This is a genomic window from Amycolatopsis sacchari (genome assembly GCF_900114035.1).
GTDB lineage: Bacteria > Actinomycetota > Actinomycetes > Mycobacteriales > Pseudonocardiaceae > Amycolatopsis_E > Amycolatopsis_E sacchari.
In genome coordinates, this window is sequence record NZ_FORP01000003.1 from 48,911 (window position 1) to 66,032 (window position 17,122).

The 17,122-nt window shown below is 71.6% G+C and carries 19 protein-coding genes; 10 read left to right on the forward strand and 9 right to left on the reverse strand.

What is annotated here, in order from left to right; translation table 11 throughout:
• The first annotated feature begins 15 nt into the window (after nt 1–15).
• Both BMZ92_RS06925 and BMZ92_RS06930 read left to right on the forward strand, forming a co-directional pair.
• On the forward strand, nt 16–1,212 hold the full coding sequence (locus tag BMZ92_RS06925; protein WP_425425796.1) for a D-alanyl-D-alanine carboxypeptidase family protein: 1,197 nt from the start codon (nt 16–18) through the stop codon (nt 1,210–1,212).
• A 172-nt stretch (nt 1,213–1,384) separates the two neighbouring features.
• Nucleotides 1,385–1,963 (forward strand): helix-turn-helix domain-containing protein, encoded by a 579-nt coding sequence (locus tag BMZ92_RS06930; protein ID WP_425425797.1) that lies wholly within the window; start codon nt 1,385–1,387, stop codon nt 1,961–1,963.
• 28 nt (nt 1,964–1,991) lie between these two features.
• Here the strand turns inward: BMZ92_RS06930 and yhjD are convergent, their stop codons facing one another.
• A complete protein-coding gene (gene yhjD / locus BMZ92_RS06935) occupies nt 1,992–2,996 on the reverse strand; it encodes an inner membrane protein YhjD (RefSeq protein WP_091504912.1) in 1,005 nt (334 codons plus the stop codon).
• Between the two features lie 182 nt (nt 2,997–3,178).
• Between yhjD and BMZ92_RS06940 the strand changes: the two genes are divergently transcribed.
• From BMZ92_RS06940 to BMZ92_RS06960, 5 genes are all read left to right on the forward strand, one after another.
• On the forward strand, nt 3,179–3,697 hold the full coding sequence (locus BMZ92_RS06940; RefSeq protein WP_091504913.1) for a YbaB/EbfC family nucleoid-associated protein: 519 nt from the start codon (nt 3,179–3,181) through the stop codon (nt 3,695–3,697).
• 12 nt (nt 3,698–3,709) lie between these two features.
• A complete protein-coding gene (locus BMZ92_RS06945; protein WP_091504914.1) occupies nt 3,710–4,045 on the forward strand; it encodes a hypothetical protein in 336 nt (111 codons plus the stop codon).
• Nucleotides 4,042–5,442 carry a WXG100-like domain-containing protein gene (locus BMZ92_RS06950; protein ID WP_091504915.1) on the forward strand — a complete coding sequence of 467 codons (1,401 nt, stop codon included), beginning with the start codon at nt 4,042–4,044 and terminating at the stop codon, nt 5,440–5,442. The genes BMZ92_RS06945 and BMZ92_RS06950 overlap by 4 nt, the downstream gene beginning before the upstream one ends.
• 92 nt (nt 5,443–5,534) lie before the next feature.
• Nucleotides 5,535–5,921, forward strand: a complete 387-nt coding sequence (locus tag BMZ92_RS06955; RefSeq protein ID WP_091504916.1) for a cupin domain-containing protein — start codon at nt 5,535–5,537, stop codon at nt 5,919–5,921.
• Nucleotides 5,896–6,471 (forward strand): DUF4865 family protein, encoded by a 576-nt coding sequence (locus BMZ92_RS06960; protein ID WP_342743470.1) that lies wholly within the window; start codon nt 5,896–5,898, stop codon nt 6,469–6,471. The genes BMZ92_RS06955 and BMZ92_RS06960 overlap by 26 nt, the downstream gene beginning before the upstream one ends.
• A gap of 3 nt (nt 6,472–6,474) precedes the next feature.
• Here BMZ92_RS06960 and BMZ92_RS06965 read toward each other — a convergent pair whose 3' ends face one another.
• The 7 genes from BMZ92_RS06965 to BMZ92_RS06995 form a co-directional block, all read right to left on the reverse strand.
• On the reverse strand, nt 6,475–7,947 hold the full coding sequence (locus tag BMZ92_RS06965) for an efflux RND transporter periplasmic adaptor subunit (protein WP_091504918.1): 1,473 nt from the start codon (nt 7,945–7,947) through the stop codon (nt 6,475–6,477).
• Complete coding sequence (locus BMZ92_RS06970) at nt 7,940–8,698, reverse strand: DUF5666 domain-containing protein (RefSeq protein ID WP_091504919.1); 759 nt, start codon at nt 8,696–8,698, stop codon at nt 7,940–7,942. Before BMZ92_RS06970 ends, BMZ92_RS06965 begins: the two co-directional genes overlap by 8 nt.
• 10 nt (nt 8,699–8,708) lie before the next feature.
• The gene (locus tag BMZ92_RS06975) at nt 8,709–9,944 is read right to left on the reverse strand and encodes an ABC transporter permease (protein ID WP_091504920.1); all 1,236 of its coding nucleotides are present in this window, start codon (nt 9,942–9,944) and stop codon (nt 8,709–8,711) included.
• Nucleotides 9,941–10,648, reverse strand: a complete 708-nt coding sequence (locus BMZ92_RS06980) for an ABC transporter ATP-binding protein (protein ID WP_091504921.1) — start codon at nt 10,646–10,648, stop codon at nt 9,941–9,943. The genes BMZ92_RS06975 and BMZ92_RS06980 overlap by 4 nt, the downstream gene beginning before the upstream one ends.
• Nucleotides 10,645–11,907: an efflux RND transporter periplasmic adaptor subunit gene (locus tag BMZ92_RS06985; RefSeq protein ID WP_218153414.1), complete on the reverse strand. Its 1,263-nt coding sequence runs from the start codon at nt 11,905–11,907 to the stop codon at nt 10,645–10,647. Before BMZ92_RS06985 ends, BMZ92_RS06980 begins: the two co-directional genes overlap by 4 nt.
• 77 nt (nt 11,908–11,984) lie before the next feature.
• Nucleotides 11,985–13,013, reverse strand: coding sequence for a tryptophan--tRNA ligase (trpS, locus tag BMZ92_RS06990; protein WP_091504922.1), 1,029 nt, complete (start codon nt 13,011–13,013; stop codon nt 11,985–11,987).
• Between the two features lie 13 nt (nt 13,014–13,026).
• Nucleotides 13,027–13,923 (reverse strand): LysR family transcriptional regulator, encoded by an 897-nt coding sequence (locus tag BMZ92_RS06995; RefSeq protein WP_091505190.1) that lies wholly within the window; start codon nt 13,921–13,923, stop codon nt 13,027–13,029.
• A gap of 76 nt (nt 13,924–13,999) precedes the next feature.
• Here BMZ92_RS06995 and BMZ92_RS07000 point away from each other — a divergent pair, with 76 nt between their 5' ends.
• Nucleotides 14,000–15,259 carry a TDT family transporter gene (locus BMZ92_RS07000; protein WP_091504923.1) on the forward strand — a complete coding sequence of 420 codons (1,260 nt, stop codon included), beginning with the start codon at nt 14,000–14,002 and terminating at the stop codon, nt 15,257–15,259.
• A 131-nt stretch (nt 15,260–15,390) separates the two neighbouring features.
• Here the strand turns inward: BMZ92_RS07000 and BMZ92_RS07005 are convergent, their stop codons facing one another.
• Nucleotides 15,391–15,690, reverse strand: a complete 300-nt coding sequence (locus BMZ92_RS07005) for a hypothetical protein (protein WP_425425798.1) — start codon at nt 15,688–15,690, stop codon at nt 15,391–15,393.
• 196 nt (nt 15,691–15,886) lie between these two features.
• On the opposite strand from BMZ92_RS07005, the gene BMZ92_RS07010 reads away from it, so the two are divergent.
• Nucleotides 15,887–16,105, forward strand: coding sequence for a DUF2277 domain-containing protein (locus BMZ92_RS07010; RefSeq protein WP_091504924.1), 219 nt, complete (start codon nt 15,887–15,889; stop codon nt 16,103–16,105).
• A 425-nt stretch (nt 16,106–16,530) separates the two neighbouring features.
• Nucleotides 16,531–17,121, forward strand: coding sequence for an ArsR/SmtB family transcription factor (locus tag BMZ92_RS07015; protein ID WP_091504925.1), 591 nt, complete (start codon nt 16,531–16,533; stop codon nt 17,119–17,121).
• Nucleotide 17,122: the final 1 nt, after the last annotated feature.

The following is a 17,122-nucleotide window of genomic DNA, read 5'->3' on the forward strand; positions in this document are numbered from 1 at the left end:
AACTAGGCTCTTCCGGTGCGTGTCGGTGGGGTGCTGGGTGTCGTGCTGATCCTGTTGTCCGGTTTGCTGTTGGGTGCCGGACCCGCCACCGCGGTCCAGACCTGCCCCGACCAGCAGGCGCCGCCGCCCCCGGTGGACACCTCCGAGCAGCCGCCTCCCGGTCAGCCGTCCCCCGCGCCGCTGCCGGTGCCCGCCGAGCCCGTCGGCGGCGCGCGGCTGGGCGAGTGCGGGTACGTCTACCCCGCCGGTGCGAGCAGCCCGCCGGAGACCACGGCGGCGTCGTGGGTGCTGCAGGACCTCGACACGGGTGCGGTGCTGGCGGCGAAGAACCCGCACGCGCGGGAGCGGCCCGCGTCCCTCATCAAGACGCTGCTGGCGCTCGTGGTGATCGACGAGTTCAAGCCCGGCGACGTCATCCACCCGACGCTGGAGGACGCGAGCCAGGAGTGCACGTGCCTCGGCCTGGCCGCCGGTGACTCGTACACCGTCGACCAGCTGCTGCACGGGCTGCTGATGCACTCGGGCAACGACGTCGCGCACGCCTTCGCGACCGCGCTCGGCGGGGTGCCCGAGACGCTGCGGAAGATGAACGCGATGGCGGCGTCGCTGGGCGCGAAGGACACCCGCGCGGCCACGCCGTCGGGGCTGGACGGGCCGGGCATGTCGACGTCGGCGTACGACCTGAGCCTGATCTTCCACGCCGCGATGCGGCAGCCGGCCTTCGCCGGGGCCGTGTCCACGAAGGCGTACCAGTTCCCGGCGCAGAACGGGAAACCGGCGTTCTCGATCATCAACGACAACAAGCTGCTCGGCGTGTACCCCGGGTTCCTCGGCGGCAAGACGGGCTTCACCGACGATGCCCGGCACACCTACGTCGGCGGTGCCGCGCAGGGCGGGCGCAGGCTCGCGGTGGTGATGATGCGGGCCGAGATGCGGCCGACGCAGGTCGTGCAGCAGGCGGCGCAGCTGCTGGACTACGGTTTCGCGCTGGCGAAGTCCGGCAAGGGTTCGGTGGGGCAGCTGGTCGAGCCGGAGGCACAGGCCGCCACCGGCGACGAGTCGGCGCAGGCCTCCGCGGGCACCGCGCCCCAGGCGGGCGCCCGCACCCAGCGGGACGCGTTCGGCACCACGGGCTGGCTCGTGACGCTCGTCGTGGCGTTGCTCATCGGGGCCGGCTTCTTCCTCGGCCGCCACCGGCGCCGGGTGCGCTGAGGGCGCCCCGCGCGGCCATCGAACCACGCGCCACAGCCTCGCCAGCTGTCGTGGCTCGTGAGGTTGTGGACGGCGTGTGTTGCGACGCACTCACGCTCGATCCTGGAGGTCCTCGTGGTTCACGCTAATGCACGCACGGCACCCTTTGCCCGGCAGTTGATCGTGCAGCGCTATGAGGCGGGATGGCCGCCGGCTCGGATCGCTGAACAGCTGGGGGGCGCGCTCGACGGTGTACAAGTGGCTGGCCCGGCACCGGGAGGAGGGCGAGGCCGGGTTGGTGGATCGGTACTCGCGCCCGCACCACAGCCCCACCCACGTTTCTGCCGAAACCGAGGCGGCGATCCTGGCGCTACGGCAACGGTGCCATCGGGGTGCGGTGTTCATCGCGGGCCGGCTGGGACTGGTGGCCTCCATCGTGGGGCGTGTCCTGCGCCGCCACCAGGTGCCGCCACTGTCAGCAATGGACCCGATCACCGGGATGCCGGTCCGGCGGCGGCCGCATTGGCAGCACCTGGCGCGCAGTCTGCACCGCCCTCGGCCTACGCCGCCGGTTCACCAAACCCGGCTGCCCCTGGACCAACGGCGAAGCCGAACGCTTCGACCGCACCCTGCTCACCGAATTCGCCTACGCCCAACCCTGGACCTCCAACACCCACCGCCTGACCACCCGGCAGCATGCGTCCAGCACTACAACACTGAACGCCCACACTCCGCCCTACAAGGCCACCCACCCATCACCCGACTGCCCTGACCATCCACAACCTGTCAGGTCACGACAGCTAGCGCTTCCGCCGCCCCAGCAACGCGAGCACCGCGCCGACGCTGAACGCCCCCGCGACCGAGCCGGCACCGGGGCCGCGCCGGACCTCGACGACCGGGCGGATCACCGCGGGCGGTGGCGGTTCCACCACCGTGACCAGGTTCTCCCTGGCCGTCGCCGTCCAGGCGGTGACGAACAGCAGGAACCGCGACACGAGGTTCGCGAACACCAGCAGACCGATGATCGGCCCGAACACCGCGCTGCTCGGCGACGACGCGACGCTCGCGAGGTAGATGCTGCCGACCTGCTTCAGCACCTCGAACCCGATCGCCGCGATGATGGCGCCCTTCACGGCGCTGCGGACGGCCACCTTCTCCCGCGGCAGGCGCGAAAGCACCCACAGGAACACCAGCATGTTCGCCAGCAGCGACAGCACCACGGTCGCGACGGTGAGCAGGAACAGCGCCCACCCCTGGTCCTCCAGGCCGACCAGCCGCAGCAGCCATTTGCCGACCCCGCCGCCGATCGCGGTCAGGCCGAACGACACCACGAGCGCGAGCCCCAGCCCCACCAGCGACGCGAGGTCCTTCAAGGTCGTGGACACCACGGGGAGCTTCTTCTTCTCCTGCCCCCACTGCGCGGTCAGCGCGTCACGCAGGTTCGTCATCCAGCCGATGCCGGAGTAGAAGGCCAGCAGCAGACCGAGGATCCCGGTGCCGCCGCGAGCGGTGATCGCCGCCTGGATCAGGGTGTTGAACAGGTCCCCGAGCCCGGCCGGTGCCGACGACAGGATGCCGCGGCGCAGCTCGTCGATCGCGGTCTGGTTGTCGGAAAGGACGAATCCGACGATCGAGAACCCGACCATCAGCAGGGGGAACAGCGACAGCACGCTGAAGTACGTGATCGCGGCGGCGTAGTGGTTGCCGTAGCGCTCGCCGAACGCGTCGTTGGCCCTGAACAGGTGGTCGATCCACGGGTGCCGCCTGCGCAGCCGCGGGACCAGCTTCTCCTTCTCATCCGCCACGGAAAGACACTAACCACCTGCGCGGCGACCCGCACTTCGAGATGTCCACAATGGATTCCCGGCACCATCGGCTGCTCCCCTCCTCGTCGCGTTCAGCTACCGGCCGTGCACGCGTCGCCTGGCGTTCAGGAGGCGCTGGTTCACTCCAAGGGCTCTGCTGAACTCTCCCGCGAGAGGACGAAGTGACCCAGTCAGCACCTCCCGGCGGCGGCGACCCGGTGGCCGCGTTCACCGCCGAACTCGAGGAAATCCAGGCCAAGGCCGCGGCAGCGCAGGAACGGCTCCGCACCGCCATCGCGACGGCCAGCGCACCGGACGGGGCGGTCTCGGTGACCGTCGGCCCGAACGGGGCGCTGCAGGACATCCGGTTCGGGGCGCGTGCTTTCCAGCGTCCTCCGGAAGCGCTTTCCCGGCTCGTCATGGAGCTGATCGGCCGCGCGCAGCGCGAGGTGTCCGCCGAGGTCGCCGAGGCGTTCACCGGGATGGTCGGCGAGAACTCGACGGCCCGTGCGCTGCTCGACGACTTCCTGCCCGCCGCCGAGGACGACGAAACCGAGGACGACAGCGACACCTTCACCCCCGAGCCCGACGTCGTGGAGGAGCCTCCCCCGCCGCCGCGCGCCCAGCAGCCACCACCTCCGCGCCGCCGTCCGTCCCGGCCGGCGCCCGAGGAGGACGACGAAGACAACAGTCCCTGGTAGGGAGGACAACCAGTGGTATCCGGAGCAGGGTTCTCGGTCGATCCGGCCGAGCTGCGGAACTTCAGCCAGTACCTGTCGAACACCACCCAGCCCGCCGTGCAGGACGCCGCGAACCGCATGCAGGCCGCGAACGGCTTCGACAACGCGGCCTTCGGCATCCTGCTCGCCCAGGTGCTCGCCGTCCCGTCGCGGATCACGATGGCCGTGATCACCTCGGAGATCAGGAACCTCGCCGGCGACATCGGCAGCGCGGCGACCGACGTGAACAAGGCCGCGGACGCCTACGAGAGCCAGGACTCGAACGCGGCGCAGGGCCTGAGCACCTTCAGCACGGAGCTGGGCCGGTGACCCTCTCCGTCGACGCGTCGAACTCCACGACCGGTGCCGGCGTCATCGACAGCTGGCACATGGTGGCCGACTCCATCGGGAAGGTCCAGAACGCGCACGGCGCGGACCTGGCCGCCGTCAGCGTCGAACTCGGCGTCAACATCGCCAGCGCCGTGCTCGACACCGTCGCGTTCGTCATGGACCCCCTCGCGAAGCTGATCGCGGCGGGCCTGGGCTGGCTGATCGAGCACGTGTCGTTCCTCCGGTGGCCGCTGGACCAGGTCGCGGGCAACCCGTCCGAGGTCACGAAGCTCGCCAACGAGCTGCACAAGATCGGCGAGTCGCTGCGGATGACGGCCACCGACCTCGACGCCGCGCTCAAGGCGCAGATCACGAAGTGGGAGGGCGCCGGCCACGACAGCTTCGTGAAGTCGATCAACGACCGGCGCGGCTGGATCGACGCCAACGCCAAGGCCGCCGACGTCGCGGGCTACATGGTCGAGACCACCGGTGCCCTGATCTCCGCGGTGCGCTCGCTGCTGCGCGACATCATCACGACGGTCCTCGGCGACATCATCGCCACGATGCTGATCGCGCTCGCCATGGCCGCGTTCACCTTCGGCGCGTCGATCGCCGTCGGCGTCACGAAGGTGGTGGTCACGACCTGCGTGAAGGTGAGCGAGATGGCGACGAAGCTCACCGGGCTCGCCGCCCACGGCGCCCGCACGCAGAGCCGGCTGAGCCAGCTCGCGGAGTCGGTCCAGCCGGCCTCGCGTCCGGGCAGCGCCGGGCACGAGCTGGACACGCTGTCCAGCGGCGCGAACGGCAGGCCCGGCCCCGTCCCCAACTTCTCGCGGCCGTTCGGACCCGGCAACCCGCCGCCGGTCAACTCGCAGCCGAAGCCCAACGATGGGATCGGACAGGCGTTCACCACGGACGAACCGTTCCCCCTGGGCCCAGGAACGGCGGTCACCACCCCCAGCACCCACACCACCCCCAGCAGCACCCCGCCGCCCACGCCGGAGCCCACCCCGGCCGGCACCCGTCCGCCGACACCGGAACCCACTCCGACGCCGGAACCGACGCCGCGCCCGTCCGGTCCCTCGTCGTACCTGAGCAAGTACGACGTCGACATGATCAAGAAGCACGAGGGCTGGCTCAAGGACAAGTTCGGCGACAGCTACGCGAAGATGAAGTGGGTCGACACCTGGCTGAAGAACAAGCACCCGGACTACTACCCGATGCTCAAGGCCCTGTCGGACGCCAAGAGCTCCAAGAACTTCGTCGGCTGGGGCGGCAAGAGCATCGTGCAGATCGACCGCGGGCTCACCGACATCCAGCAGCAGGCCGAACAGGCCTGGCAGGAGGAACAGCAGAAGCAGCAACAGGACCAGCAGCAGAACACCGGCGCGCACTGAGCCCGCCACACCTCGAACGCCGTCCCCGCCCGGGGGCGGCGTTCGTCGTGCGCTCTCGAGTTCTGTACCTACTGCTATGTACAGTACGGGCCATGGACATCACCAAAGCCACGCCGCTGCCGGTCCCCGCCGACTGGGTCACCGGCACCACGAGGCTGGCGAACGTGCCGGGCGCTCCGGAGGGCTTCACCTACTTCCACGTCGAATTCGAACCGGGGGCGCGGACAGCGTGGCACCGGCACCCGCGCGGCCAGCTCATCTACGTCACAGCGGGCGAAGGCCTCGTGCAGCGGCGCGGCGGACCGGTCGAGCGGATCACCGCCGGGGACACCGTGTGGACGGAACCGGGCGAGTGGCACTGGCACGGCGCGGGTCCGGCCACCGGCCTGTCGCACCTGACCTTGCAGGGCGTCGACGAGCACGGTGATTCCGCGTCCTGGGGCGAACCTGTCGGTGACGACGAGTACCCGGGCGCCTGACGTGTACGCGATGCAGTACGAGCTGCCCCTGCCCGCCGACTACGACATGGCGATCATCCGCCGCCGCGTCGCCACCCGCGGTTTCCGCACCGACGACTTCGCGGGGCTGGGCCTCAAGGCGTACCTGATCCGCGAGCGCGCGGCGGGCTCACCCGTCAACCAGTACGCGCCGTTCTACCTGTGGCACGACATCGGCGCGATGAGCCGGTTCCTGGTGGGCGGAGGCGGGTTCCAGGGCATCGTCGACGACTTCGGGCGGCCGCCCGTGCGGCACTGGACCGGGATCGCGTTCGAACGAGGCCCCGGCGACGCGGCCCGCACCGCCACCCGCGACGTCACCGCGATGCCCGAGGACCTCGACGCGGCGATCGCGGACCTGCGGGAGCTGACCGCGCACGACCACGTCCACAGCGCGGCGCTGGCGTTCGACCCGGCGCACTGGCAGCTGGTGCGGTTCGTGCTGTGGGCCGACGAAGCCCCGGGCCGGTACGAGGTGCTGCACCTGTCGACGCCGTCGCTGACCGAACTCCCCACGGGGCGGCACTGGTGACGCTCAGCCTCGCCGCGGCCCGCCGACGAGCCCGCGCGTGGAGGTGTTCGACGTGGGCAACGGCTCGTCGAGGTTCGCCAGCACGACCTGCTCACCCGCCGCGACACCGGACTTGATCTCCGTGGCCGATGGCCCCACCACGCCCACGGTGACCCGCCTCGTCTCGGTCTTCCCGCCGGAAAGCACGGTGACGAAAGCGTTTGCGCCCGTCAGGTGCACGGCGGACGTGGGCACGGTGACGGCCGCGTTCGCAGTGCTCGTGACGATCGAGACCGACGCGGTCGCACCCGGGTACAGCTGCCCGCCCGCCGGCAGCGAGATCGTAACGGGGTAACTGGGCGAGCCGCCCGAGGTCGTGGACGCGAGCAGGCCGATCGACGTGACCTGCCCGGTGATCGGCTGCGCGCTGCCGTCCGGGGTCACGGTCGCCCGCTGCCCCGGCTTGACCTGCCCGGCCTGCAGGTCGCTGACCGCGGTGGTGACCTGGTTCTCCCCCGGCCCGAACACGACCACGTGCTCCGACGACGACGCCTGCTGCCCCTGGGTGAAGCCGATCTCGCCGACGGTGCCGTTGATCGGGCTCACGAGCGTCGCGGCGGCGAGGTTCTGCTGCGCCACCGCGACCTGGGCGTCCGCCGCGTCGATCGCGGCCTGGTCCGCGGCGAGCTGCTCGGCCGACGCCGGGGTGCTCGTCTTCGTGCCGCCGCCGCCCGTGGCCGACTTGCCACCCGAGGACGACGGTGCCTTCGACGTCGGCTGGGGTGTGGCGGTGGCGCGTGGTTCGGTGCTCGTGGCGTTCTTCGCGAGCGCGTCGGAAAGCGCTTTCTCCGCGTCCGCCAGCTTCTGCTCGTCGACCGCGGTGGTGTGCTGGACGTCCTGCGCCTCCTGGATCGCCGTCGTGCACGCGTCGACGGTGTCCTGGCTCTGCGGCTTCGTCCCGTCGACGACCGTGCGGCACGCCTTCTGCTGTGCCGCGACGGCGGCCGAGGCGGCGGTCAGGTCGAGGTCCACCTGGTGCTGCGCCGAGGTCACCGCGTCCTGCTGCGCCTTGAGCCCGGACGACGGGGAGGCCGCCACGTACAGCGCGGGGGTGACCCGGGCGGAGCTCGTCGTCTGCCCGGACTGGTCCGCCGCGAGCTTCGCCCGCGCCGTGGCCAGCGTGGACTGCGCGGACGCGAGCTGGGCCTGCAACGACGTGGTGTCCAGCTGCGCAAGCGTTTGCCCGGCCGTGACCTGCTGTCCGGCCCGCACCGGGATCGACGCGACCTGGCCGCTGACCGGGAACGACAGGGTCGCGCTGTCGACCGGCTCGATGGTGCCGGTCGTGTCGAGCGTCGCCGTGACGGTCGCCGGTCGGGCCGTCGCCGTGCGGTAGCCCGGCGCGGAGGACGCCGACGTGGCCCAGAAGACCGCGCCGCCCGCGACGACGACCACCACCCCCGCGACGGTGACGATCCGCCTGGTGCGCCTAGCCATTGCCGCCTCCGGTTTCCCGCCTGCCGCCGAAGCCCGTCGTACAGCCGTTGGGCCCGGCCTGGCTGATCGAGATCGTCTGCGCGGTCACGGCACCGGTTTCGTCGGCCTTCCCGGTCGCCGCGACGCATTCGCCGACCTTGAGCGCGCTGGAGTTCGCCGCCTCCGACTTCGTGTACGTCGTGCCGGCGTCGACCGTCACCTGCACGGAGGTGGTGGCACCGGTCTGCCGGTTGTCCTGCTCGACGGTGAACCCGGTGCCGCTGACCGCGGTGACCTTGCCGAAGGCACCGCGCCCCTGCCCGTTGCCCTGACTGTTCGTCCTCGACGGGCGCGCGGTGCCGTTCTGCGGGCGCATACCCCCGCCGGCGCCGCGGAAGCCGCCGTCGCAGGCCCCGTCGACCGGCGCGCTGATCTCGACGGTCTTCGCTGTCACCGGCGTCCCGGTACCGGTCACCACGACACACGAACCGGCCGTGACGTCGGCGAGTGTGGCCGCCACCCGGTCGGTGACCGTGGTGCTGCCGGAGAAGTTCACGGTCACCTGGCCGTCGGTCTGGTTCTGCATCTCGATGCTCGACCCGCTGACCTGTGCCACCGTGCCGGACGCCGCGGGACCGCGGTTCGCTCCCGCGCTACTGGACGGCGGCGCGGGACTGGCCGGTGCGGCCGTGCCGCTGTCCGCCGAACCACAGGCCGCGAGGGTGAGCGCGAGCGCACCGCCCGCGACGGTGAGCAAGCCGCGTCGCACCATGTTTCCTCCGTTACTCGCTGCGCAGGGCGTCGATCGGGGCGAGCCGGGCCGCGCGGCTCGCGGGGTAGACGCCGAAGACCAGGCCGATCGCGATCGCGGTGAGGATCGCGACGAGGGTCGCGGACGGGCTGATCGCGATCTGGATCGCGATCAGGTGCGGCAGGACCAGCGCGCCGACGATGCCCAGCAGTGCGCCGAGCAGCCCGCCCGCGAGCCCCAGCACCGACGCCTCGACCATGAACTGCCTGCGGATCACCACCGGGCTCGCGCCGACGGCCTTGCGCAGGCCGATCTCGCGGATCCGTTCGGTGACCGAGACGAGCATGATGTTCATGACCCCGATCCCGCCGACGAGCAGTGAGATCGCGGCGACCCCGCCGAGCAGCAGCGTCAGCGTCTGGCTCACCGAACTGGCGGTGGACAGCAGCGACTCCTGGCTCGCGATGGTGAAGTCCGCGCCGGCCGGGTCGGTGATGTGGTGCAGCGCCAGCAGTTCCTGGTTCGCCTCCTGGTAGGCGGCGGACAGCGTGTCCGGGGTGGTCGCCTCCAGGTAGATCGCCTGCACCGAGGTGCGCGTGCTGCCGCCGATCAGCCGGTCGGCGGCCGTGCTGATCGGCACGAGCGCGGTGTCGTCCTGGTTCTGCGCCGCCGACGTTCCGGCGGAGGCCAGCACACCGACCACGGAGAACGGCGTGGTGCCGATGGTGACGGTCCGGCCGACGGCGTTGCCTGCCGTGCCGAACAGCTCCTCCGCGGTGGCCGGCCCGAGCACCACGACGGCCGCTTCACCCGTCTCGTCGGCGTCGGTGAGGAACCGGCCTTCGGAGACCGTCCGCGCCCGCACCCCGAGCCATGTGGGAGTGGCGCCGACCACCGTGGTCGTCCACGTCGTGGCACCCGCGGCCAGCTCGGAGCTCTTGCTCGTCGTGGGCGCGACCGCCGCGATGTCCGGTGCCACCCCGGGCGCGGCGAGCGCGTTCGCGTCGTGCACTGTGAGCGTGGTGGCCGAACCGCTGCCGCCGCGCACCCCGGTGCTGCTCGTGCTGCTGCCCGGCGAGACGACGAGCAGGTTCGTGCCCAGCGAGTTGATCGCCGAGGCGACCTGCGCCTGCGCACCCTCGCCGAGGCCGACGGTGAGGATCACCGCGGCGATGCCGATCAGGATGCCGAGCATCGTCAGCCCCGACCGCAGCCGGTGCGACCGGATCGCTTCGAGGCTCGTGCGCAGGGTTTCCAGCCAACTCACCGGATGACCCCCGTGTCCGCGAGCGCGGTGTCCGACTCGATGAGCCCGTCACGCAGCCGCACCACGCGGTTCGCGTGTGCCGCGACCTCCTCCTCGTGCGTGATCAGCACGATGGTGTGGCCGACCTGGTTGAGCTCGCGGAACACCGACAGCACGTCCGCGGTGGCCGCCGAGTCGAGCGCACCCGTGGGTTCGTCCGCCAGCACCATCGACGGCCGGTTGACCAGCGCCCTCGCCAGCGCGACGCGGGACTGCTGCCCGCCGGACAACTCGTTGGGGCGGTGGTCGATCCGGTCGCCGAGCCCGACGCGCTCCAGCAGCTCGACCGCTCGTGCCCGCCGCTCGGCGCGCTTGACCCCGGCGTAGCACAGCGGCAGTTCCACGTTCCGCCACGCCGGCAGTCCCGGCAGCAGGTTGAACTGCTGGAACACGAAACCGATGCGGCGGTTGCGGATCGCGGCGAGGTCCAGTTCGGACAGCCCGCTCACGTCCTCACCGGCGAGCGCGTAACTGCCGGTGCTGAGCAGGTCGAGACAGCCGAGGATGTGCATGAGCGTCGACTTGCCGGAGCCGGACGGCCCCATGATCGCGACGTACTCACCCTCCTCGACACGCAGCGAAACCCCGCGCAGCGCCTCGACCTCCACCACTCCGGTGGAGTAGACCTTGCGCACGTCCCGGACGTCGATGACGGGAACGCTCATCCGCCGAACCCGCCTCTGCCACCGAAACCACCGGTCCGGTTGCCCCCGCCGGCGCCACCGAACCCACCGGTACCACCGAAACCGCCCGTACCGCCGGTGCGGCCACCGGTGCCGCCGGAGCGCGGAGCCGCACCACCGGTCTCGACCACGACCTGCTCCCCTTCGGACAGTCCACTGAGGACTTGGACCATGCCGCCGGAGGTCTGCCCGACCTGGATCGCCTTGCTGGTCCGCTTGCCGTCGGCCAGCTCGTCGACGGTCGCCTGGCCGCCGTTGTAGTGCACGGCGCCGGCCGGGACGGCGAGCACGTCGGTCAGCTGCTTGACCACGATGGCGACGGTGGCGTTCGCACCGGCGATGAGCCCGGCCGGTGTACCCGTGACGCTGATGGTCACCGGATAGCTGGGCACGGAGGTGGTACCGCTCGCCATCACGGCGACGGTGCTGACCGTGCCGTAGACCGGCTGCGTCGCGCCGTCCGGCGTGATCACGGCCTGCTCACCCGCCTTGACCTGGCCGACCTCGGTGTCGTCGACGCTCGCGTTCACGACGTACGAACCGGTCGAGATCACCACGATCTGCGCGGTAGAGCTGGAACTGGACGAGGAAGAAGCGGCCGAACCCGTGCTGCCCTGCCCACCGGCCTGGCCGCTGGAGGCACCGCTCCCCGACGACGACGCCGGGCTGCCGCCGTTACCCGAGCCGCCGGCCGAAACCTGTTGTCCCACAGTCAGGTTCACCGCGGCGACGGTGCCGTCGATGGGTGCGGTCAGCGTCGCCTGCGCCAGTGCGGCCTGCGCGTTGTCGAGCTGGTTCTGGGCCGCGGTGATCGACGCCTCGTCGGCCGCGAGCTGCGCCGAGGACGCCCCGCCCGACTGGTCGGACGAGAGTTTCGACTGGCCCGAGGCCAGGGTGGCCTTGGCCTGCGCCACGCTCGCCGCCAGCGACGCGGACTGCACCGTCGCGAGCGCCTGCCCGGCGGTGACCTGCTGGCCCACGGTCACGTTCACCGCGGTCACCTGCCCGGACACGCCGAAGTTCAGGTCGCTGCGCTGCGCCGGTTCGATCGTGCCCGACGAGGAGACCGTCTGTTTCAGCGTGGTCGTGTTCGCGGCCACGAGCCGGTACGAGGGCGCGGGATCGGGGCGGGTGACCACCCAGACCGTGATCCCCGCCGCCGCCACCACGACGACGGCGGCGGTGCCGTACACCCACCGCCGTTTTCCCTGAATTCTGCCCAGCACGGCGAAGAGCTTCACCGGTCATGCTGAGGAGGATCTGAGAAAAAGGCGGTTCCTCGCTGTGTATCAGCTGTGTATTCGGGGTAAAGGGCGTTTTACTTTCCCGGCGGCAGGAAACCGACGCGGTCGTACACGAGCGCGAGCGTCTCCGCCGCCACGCTCCGCGCCCGTTCCGCACCGCGCGCCAGCACCTTGTCCAGTTCGGCCAGATCGTCCAAATAGGACTTTACCCGCTCCTGGAACGGGGTGACGAACTCGACGAGCACCTCGGCGAGGTCCTTCTTCAGGTCCCCGTAACCCTTTCCGGCGTACGCCGCTTCGAGTTCGGGAATGGTGCGGCCGTCGAGCGCCGAATAGATCGTCAGCAGGTTCGACACGCCCGCCTTCTGCTCCGGGTCGAACACGATCTCCCGGCCGGTGTCGGTGACCGCGGAGCGGATCTTCTTCGCGGACCGCTTCGGCTCGTCCAGCAGCTCGATGATGCCGTTCGGCGAGGACGCCGACTTGCTCATCTTCACCGCCGGGTCCTGCAGGTCGTAGATCTTCGCGGTGCCCTTGACGATGTGCGGCTCCGGCACCGTGAGGGCCTTGCCGAAGCGCTGGTTGAACCGCTGCGCCAGGTTGCGGGTCAGCTCCAGGTGCTGGCGCTGGTCCTCGCCCACCGGCACCGCGTCCGCCTGGTAGATCAGGATGTCCGCGGCCATCAGCACCGGGTAGGTGAACAGGCCGACGCTCGCGTGGTCGGTGCCCTGCCGCGCGGCCTTGTCCTTGAACTGCGTCATCCGGCTGGCCTCGCCGAAACCGGTCAGGCATTCCAGCACCCAGGACAGCTGGGCGTGCTCGGGCACCTGGCTCTGCACGAACAGCGCGCTGCGCTCCGGGTCGACGCCGAGCGCGAGCAGCTGGGCCGCCGAGACCCGGGTGCGCTGCCGCAGCACCTTCGGGTCCTGCTCCACGGTGATCGCGTGCAGGTCGACGACCATGTAGTAGGCCTCGTGCGTGTCCTGCAGCAGCACCCACTGCTGCAGGGCCCCGAGGTAGTTGCCGAGGTGGAACGAGTCGGCGGTCGGCTGGATGCCGGACAGCACGCGCAGCCGGGCCGGGGTCTTTTCAGCGCTGGACACGGCTTCGATTGTTTCAGGCCCCGCGTGCCGCGATGGCGGCGAGGTCCGCGGCCGGTCCCCGCAGCGCCTGCCCGGCGGGCCAGATGACGCGCAGCGCCCGCCGCAGGTCGGTGCCGGAGACGTCGAGCCCCACGAGCGTGCCGGCGGCCAGCTCGGCGGCGACGGTGTGCGCGCCCAGTACCGCGGGTGCGATGCCCTCCATCACGGCGGCCTTGATCGCGGTCGTCGAGGACAGCTCGAGCAGCGGGTCGGCGAGCCGGTGCGGGGCGAGCGCCAGCTCCAGTGCCCGCCGCGTGCCCGACCCCCGCTCACGGCTGACGAGCGGGGTCGCGGCGAGTTCGTCGGGGCCGATGCGGCGCGCGCGCCTCGCCCACGGGTGGGCGGGCGCCACCACGAGCCGCAGCTCGTCGACGGCCACCGTCTCCGCCCGCAGGCCCGTCTGCAGGTCCGGCCCCTCGACGAAACCGAGGTCGGCTTCCCCCGCGAGCACCCGGTTCGCGACCTCCGAGGAGTTCCCCGACGTCAGCGCGACGGCGGTCCCCGGGGCGAGCGTGTGCAGCGCGGCGAGCCACTTGGGCAGCAGGTACTCGGCCACGGTGAGACTCGCGGCGACGTGCAGGTGGCTGTCTCGTTCGTCACGCAGCGCCGCAATCCCGGCCTCCAGGTCGGCCGCGGCCTCGACGACGGGCCGGGCCCAGTCCGCGACCAGCGCACCCGCCTTGCTCAGCCGGGAACCCCGGGGCGAGCGTTCGACGAGCGCGACGCCGATCCGGGCTTCGAGCTGCTGGATCCGGGCGCTGGCGGCGGGCTGGGAGATGCCGTGGGCGCGGGCGGCGGCTCCGATCCCGCCCAGCCTGGCCACCGAGAGGAGCAGGTCGAACCCGGCCAGTTCGGTGACACGTGGCGGCAAGGGCATAAGTCCAGGCTATGAGCTGATTGGCATGCGGTGTCTACCGTTTCCGTCGATATACCCCGAACGTGTGGGCATGGCCTCGTTTTCTCCCCTGCCGCGCGCGGGGACCACCCCGAACTGGTTCGCCTCGGTCATGGGTACCGGCATCGTCGCCAACGCCGTGCCCGTCCTGCCCCTGCACCTCCCGGGACTGCGCGGCGCGGCGACGGTGGTCTGGGCCATCGCGGCGGTGTGGCTGGTGGTGCTGTGCGCCGTGATGGCCGGTGAGTGGCGCCGCAACGCGTCCGGCCAGTTGGCGCAGCTGCGGGACCCCGTTCTGGCGCATTTCTGGGGAGCGCCGCCGATGGCGCTGCTGACCGTCGGCGCGGGCACGCTCGCGCTGGGGCGGGACTGGATCGGCCTGCCCGCCGCCCTCGGGGTGGCGTGGGTGCTGTGGGTGGCGGGGACCGCGCTGGGCCTCGTGACGGCGGTCGGGCTGCCGTACCGGATGATCACGGGTCGCGTGGTCGACGGTGAGGCGTTCGGCGGCTGGCTCATGCCGGTCGTCCCGCCGATGGTCTCGGCCGCGACGGGTGCCGCGCTGGTGCCGCACCTGCCCGCGGGACAGGCGCGGTTGACGATGGTGCTGGGGTGCTACGCGTTGTTCGGGGTGAGCCTGTTCGCCACGCTCGCGCTGCTGCCGCTGATCTGGCACCGCCTGGTGCGCGGCGGTCCGGGTCTGGCGCCGGGTGGTTCGGGTCTGGCGCGCGGCGGTCCGGGGCTGGCGCCGGGCGGTCGGGGTCTCGCGCCGGGCGGTTCCGGCCTGGCGCCGGATGGCCCGGATCTGGCGCGCGGCGGTCCGGGTGTCGCGCCGGGCGGTCCGGGTCTGGCGTCCGATGGCCCGGGGCTGGTGCGCGGCGGCCCGGGTCTGGCGCCGACGGTGTGGATCGTGCTGGGGCCGTTGGGCCAGTCGATCACCGCGGCGAACCTCCTCGGCGGGGTCGCACCGTTCGGGGCGGCGGGACGGTGGCTGGGCGTGCTGTACGGCGTGCCGACGTGGGGGTTCGCGATGCTGTGGCTGGTGCTGGCGATCGCGGTGGTCGTGCGGGCGGGGGCGCCGTTTTCGTTGACGTGGTGGAGTTTCACGTTCCCGCTCGGGACCTGCGTGACCGGGACGTGCGCGCTGGCAGAGGTGACCGGGGCGGAGCTGTTCACCGTGGCGGGCGTGGCGCTGTACGTGCTGCTGGTCGGCCTGTGGGCCGCTGTCACCGCGCGGACCGTCGTGGCCGTGGGCCGCGTGGAGTTGCGCCGGTTCGCGGGGACGCCGGAGGTGCAGGTGCTTGGACGCCGGTAAGGCGCCGAGCGGGGGTCGCGGTCACCGTGCTGCGCTCGCCGCGGGGGCGCCGAGCGGCGAGTGCCGGAAGCGTTTAGGCGCTCGGATCCCGGTGGGGTGCTGAGCGAGAGCCGCGCGAGCCGCGGGAGGGCTCAGACGCTCGGGCGCCGGTAGGGCGTGAGCGTGGGCCGGGTGGTGTCCGGCTCGGCGGGGGTGGGTTCGGCGGGCGGCTGCGCGGCCTTGCGCCGCTGGCGGACGACGCCGAGCGCCATCCCCACGACGCCGAGGACCACGGCGGCCAGGCCGACGGGGCCGAGCAGCCCGAAGGACATCTCGTTGGTGGGGTTCAGCTGGGCCTCGGCCGCGTTCGCCACGCCCGGGGCCGCGAAGAGCGTGCTCGCGCTCAGCGCCAGGACCATGAGCCGCCTGGCCGGAGTGGTTCGGTTGCGCACCGGTGTCCCTCCTGAAGCGAGATGCCGTTCTGAAAACGCCGTCACCCTAATGGGCGGTTGTTGCCTGCGTGAAAACTACCGAGCGTGTCAAGCCCGACCGTCTACGCTCAACTCGGGGCCAGACCCTAGCGCCCATCCGAGTGCCCGCAACACAGGGGTGTGTCGATCATCGCTCGGCACGCGCAGAATGCCGGATATGTGTCGGAGCATCAAAACCCTGCGCCCGCCCTACGCCGAGCAGGTGACCAGCGAGGACGTCCACGCCGCCGCGCTGCAGTACGTCCGCAAGGTGTCGGGCTTCCGCGCCCCGGCCGCCCACAACGCGGAAGCGTTCGAGCGCGCAGTGGCGACCATCGCCCAGGCGACGGAGGAACTCCTGTCCACGCTGCAGGTCCGAGGCGCCCACTCCCACTGACTCGACAGCCGAGCCGCCGGACACCGGAGGCAGGCCCGCGGCGCGGGCGAGGAGGCGGCACTGGGGACCCATGACCGGTGGCCGAAGTGGCGCCAGCCGTCGGCGGAGATCGCACCACGGGCCGACACCCGGCGACGGGGCGGCATCAACGATCGGCGGGCGGCCGAGGTGGGCGTGCGGTGGCCGAAGTGGCGCCAGCGTCCGCGCCGGCGCCCGAGGCAGCAGCGGCCGTTGACCGGAACCGACCCGGGATGCAATCCGAGATCCGGTGACCATCGCATCGATTCCGCTCCAGTCCGATGGCGCGGGGGCCTCTCGTGGCCTCTGCGGCCACCAAACGCACCTTCTCCCCTCCCCGCATCACCACTCGCACCGACAACTTCTCCCGTCTTGACAACTTTTCTTTTCGGTGTCATCGTTGCCCCATGCTCGAAGTCGCCGTGATCGAAGACCCCGCCGCCGCGGAGGTGACGCTCGACCCGATCCGCCGGAAGCTGCTGGCCGCGCTCGCCGTGCCGGGGTCGGCCACTACGCTCGCCGCGCAGGTGGGCCTGCCCCGCCAGAAGGTCAACTACCACCTGCGGGCGCTGGAGCGGCACGGCCTCGTCGAGCTGGTCGAGGAGCGCCGGAAGGGCAACGTCACGGAGCGCGTCCTGCAGGCGAGCGCCGCGTCGTACGTCATCTCCCCCACGGCGCTCGCCGACGTGGCACCCGACCCGGACCGCGCGCCCGACCAGCTGTCCGCGCGCTGGCTCCTCGCGCTGGCCGCCCGGCTGGTGCGCGAGCTCGGCGAGCTCATCACCGGCGCGACGGCGGCCCGCCAGCGTCTCGCCACGTACGCCATCGACTCCGAAATCCGCTTCGCCACCGCCGCCGACAGGGCGGCGTTCGCGGAGGAACTCGGCGAGACCGTCAAGGAGCTCGTCGGGAAGTACCACGACGAAACGGCTCCGGGTGGCCGGAAGCACCGCCTGGTCGTCGCACTCCACCCGAGCCTCAAGAGGAAGGAGCACTGAA

Bases quoted from the DNA above. Each gene is read 5' to 3' on its own strand.
- BMZ92_RS06980 (WP_091504921.1), bottom strand. From the start codon at position 10,648: ATGAGCGTTCCCGTCATCGACGTCCGGGACGTGCGCAAGGTCTACTCC.
- BMZ92_RS06955 (WP_091504916.1), top strand. From the start codon at position 5,535: ATGGACATCACCAAAGCCACGCCGCTGCCGGTCCCCGCCGACTGGGTC.
- BMZ92_RS07010 (WP_091504924.1), top strand. From the start codon at position 15,887: ATGTGTCGGAGCATCAAAACCCTGCGCCCGCCCTACGCCGAGCAGGTG.
- BMZ92_RS07015 (WP_091504925.1), top strand. From the start codon at position 16,531: ATGCTCGAAGTCGCCGTGATCGAAGACCCCGCCGCCGCGGAGGTGACG.
- BMZ92_RS07000 (WP_091504923.1), top strand. From the start codon at position 14,000: ATGGCCTCGTTTTCTCCCCTGCCGCGCGCGGGGACCACCCCGAACTGG.
- BMZ92_RS06965 (WP_091504918.1), bottom strand. From the start codon at position 7,947: ATGGCTAGGCGCACCAGGCGGATCGTCACCGTCGCGGGGGTGGTGGTC.
- BMZ92_RS06970 (WP_091504919.1), bottom strand. From the start codon at position 8,698: ATGGTGCGACGCGGCTTGCTCACCGTCGCGGGCGGTGCGCTCGCGCTC.
- BMZ92_RS06930 (WP_425425797.1), top strand. From the start codon at position 1,385: ATGAGGCGGGATGGCCGCCGGCTCGGATCGCTGAACAGCTGGGGGGCG.